The following is a 2,724-nucleotide window of genomic DNA, read 5'->3' on the forward strand; positions in this document are numbered from 1 at the left end:
GAGCTGCCCGCCCGCCGTCAGCCGCCCGCGACGGTCCCGCCGCTGCGCCGCCCCGAGGTGCGGGAACGGCTCGGCCTGGGCGCCTTCGGCGGCAGCGAGCGCGCGTAGCCGGTCCCGACCGCGGCCCACCGGGCGAGCGCGTCGTCGGCGGCCACCGCGTCGGTGCCGACCCCCAGCCAGCCGGCCATCGACCGGCCGTGCATCTCGAACGGGCGGGCACCGGGCTCACCGAGCAGGGCGTCGAGGTCGTCCGGGTGCGCCCGGACCATGAGCTCGCCGTCGGAGCCGGCGCAGACCGCCAGGTGCCCGTCGACCATGAACGCGAGCCCGCCGAACATCCACCGGGTCGTCAGCCCCGGCTCGTCGGCGAGCAGGGCCTGGAGCCGGTCGGCCAGCCGGGTGTCCACCACCATCCCGGCAGTGTGCCCGCGAGGACCGGCGGCGGGGAGCCCCCGCTCAGCAGGACGGCGCGGTCAGGCGGACGGCGTGCCGAGGTCGCGCTCCATGCGGCGCAGCGTGCCGTCCATGCGGAGCCGGGCCAGCGCCTCGGTGGCGACGAGGGCACCCGGGACGGTGACGACGAGGACGGTGACGGCGGCGAGCTGGAGCGACAGCAGCTCGCCCGAGGTCACGACCTCGAGCAGCGCGAGCGCGAGCAGCACGAGGCAGGCGGGCACCAGGACCCGCGTCACCGTGCGGGCGGCGGCGCGGTAGACGGGGGCGGGGATGGCGTCGGACGGCGAGCTGACGACGGCGGTGGGGAAGGCCATGGGACCTGTACGGCGCGGGAGCACCGGACCTTGAGCGCGACGGACGGACCGTCCCGGGGCGGCGGGTACCCTTCTCCGCGGTGACGTGTCCGAGCGGCCTAAGGAGCACGCCTCGAAAGCGTGTGAGGGGGAGACTCCTCCGTGGGTTCAAATCCCACCGTCACCGCCAGGCACGCCCGACGCCGGGTCCCCCAGGGGCCCGGCGTCCGTGCGTCCGGGGCGGGTGGCCGACCCACGGCGCCGGCCGGATGATCGCGCCATGCCGATCCCCACGACCTCCTACGCCCACGTCCGGCTCACCGTCACCGACATCGACCGCTCCCGCGCCTTCTACGACGCCGTCTTCGGACTCCCGGTGGCCTTCGAGGTGCCGCCGGGCGCCGACGAGCAGACGCGCGAGCAGCTGGGCTTCCTCTTCGGCGGTGTCATCTACCGCCTGGGCGACCAGCTGCTGGGGCTGCGCCCGGTCGCGACGGACCGCTTCGACGAGGACCGCACCGGCCTGGACCACCTGAGCTTCCGGGTCGGCTCGCGCGCGGTGCTCGACGACGCCGTCACCGTCCTCGACGACCTCGGCGTCCCCCACGGGGGCGTCAAGGACATCGGCGCGGGGCACGTGGTGGAGTTCCGCGACCCCGACGGCATCGCCCTGGAGCTGTACGCCGCCCCGGCCTGACCGGCACGGGGCGCGCGGCAGGAACCTCGGCCCGGAGGGAGTCACCGCGGCGTCCACGACGTTGTCCAGGGTGATGACGACGACACCGGCCGCCGCCCCGTCCGCAGCACCGACCACCCCGCCCCGACCGCCGCGGCCCCTGCTCGACGTCCGCCGCATCTACCTCGAGCCCGAGGCCGCGGAGCTTCCCCGTGGGCAGCAGGTGCTGGCCCGCTGGCCGGACGCCGAGCGGGTCGAGGTCGCGAGCCACTGGCAGATCCCGGAGCTCGCGGGCGACGAGGCCAACGTCCGCCGCTGGGTCCGCATCAAGACCGAGGCGCTGGTGCTCGGGGTCAAGAAGTCGCTCACCGCCCGGCGCAACGGCCGCAGCAGCGACTGGATCGCCCCCTCGACCGCCAACGGCTGCGCCATGGCCTGCGCGTACTGCTACGTGCCGCGGCGCAAGGGCTACAGCAACCCCGTCACGGTGTTCGCCAACATCGACCAGATCACGGGCTACCTCGCCCGCCACGTGCGCCGGCAGGGTCCCAAGACCGAGCCCGACCAGGTCGACCCGTCGGCGTGGGTCTACGACATCGGCGAGAACAGCGACTGCTCCGTCGACGCGCGGCTGTCCGACAACGTCCACGACCTCGTCGACCTGTTCCGCGGCCTGCCCACCGCCAAGGCGTCGTTCGCCACCAAGCACGTCAACCGCGACCTGCTCGGCTGGGACCCGCAGGGGCGCACCCGGGTCCGCTTCAGCCTCATGCCCCACGAGGCGGCCAGGCTGCTCGACGTGCGCACCGACCCGGTCGCGACGCGGATGGCAGCCGTCGACGACTTCGTCGCCGCCGGGTACGAGGTGCACGTCAACCTCAGCCCCGTCGTCGTCCAGGACGGCTGGCTGCAGGCGTGGGACGAGCTCCTCGTCCAGCTCGACGACACCACGGGGCCGGCGTTCAAGGCCCAGGCGGCCGCCGAGGTCATCATGCTCACCCACAACGCCGGCCTCCACGAGGTCAACCTCGGCTGGCACCCGAAGGCCGAGGACGTGCTGTGGCGCCCCGACCTGCAGCAGGCCAAGCGGTCGGAGACCGGCGGGATCAACGTGCGCTACCGGACCGGCGACAAGGGCCGCTACGTCGCCCAGCTGCTCGAGCGCGTCGAGCACCGGACGCCGTGGCTGCGCGTCCGCTACGCCTTCTGAGCCGTCCGGCCGGACCGGCGGCGCGGCCCGCCCCGGGCGGCGCCCCGGTCGCCCGCCGTCCCGCGGGTCGCCGTGGTGCCGGGGCAAGT

The 2,724-nt window shown here is 74.9% G+C and carries 4 protein-coding genes and 1 tRNA gene; 3 read left to right on the top strand and 2 right to left on the bottom strand.

Features of this window, described 5'->3' with window-relative positions:
• Positions 1-17: 17 nt before the first annotated feature.
• Both WCS02_RS19445 and WCS02_RS19450 read right to left on the bottom strand, forming a co-directional pair.
• Positions 18-413: a TfoX/Sxy family protein gene (locus tag WCS02_RS19445; RefSeq protein WP_340295933.1), complete on the bottom strand. Its 396-nt coding sequence runs from the start codon at positions 411-413 to the stop codon at positions 18-20.
• Positions 414-473: 60 nt separating this feature from the next.
• Entirely contained in the window at positions 474-770 is a 297-nt protein-coding gene (locus WCS02_RS19450; protein ID WP_340295934.1) for a hypothetical protein, read from the bottom strand.
• Positions 771-849: 79 nt separating this feature from the next.
• Here WCS02_RS19450 and WCS02_RS19455 point away from each other — a divergent pair.
• From WCS02_RS19455 to WCS02_RS19465, 3 genes are all read left to right on the top strand, one after another.
• A tRNA-Ser gene (locus tag WCS02_RS19455) sits at positions 850-939 on the top strand.
• A gap of 90 nt (positions 940-1,029) precedes the next feature.
• Complete coding sequence (locus tag WCS02_RS19460; RefSeq protein WP_340295935.1) at positions 1,030-1,446, top strand: VOC family protein; 417 nt, start codon at positions 1,030-1,032, stop codon at positions 1,444-1,446.
• A gap of 73 nt (positions 1,447-1,519) precedes the next feature.
• Complete coding sequence (locus WCS02_RS19465; protein ID WP_340295936.1) at positions 1,520-2,635, top strand: spore photoproduct lyase family protein; 1,116 nt, start codon at positions 1,520-1,522, stop codon at positions 2,633-2,635.
• Positions 2,636-2,724 lie beyond the last annotated feature (89 nt).

Source organism: Aquipuribacter hungaricus, assembly GCF_037860755.1.
Taxonomy (GTDB): Bacteria; Actinomycetota; Actinomycetes; order Actinomycetales; family JBBAYJ01; genus Aquipuribacter; species Aquipuribacter hungaricus.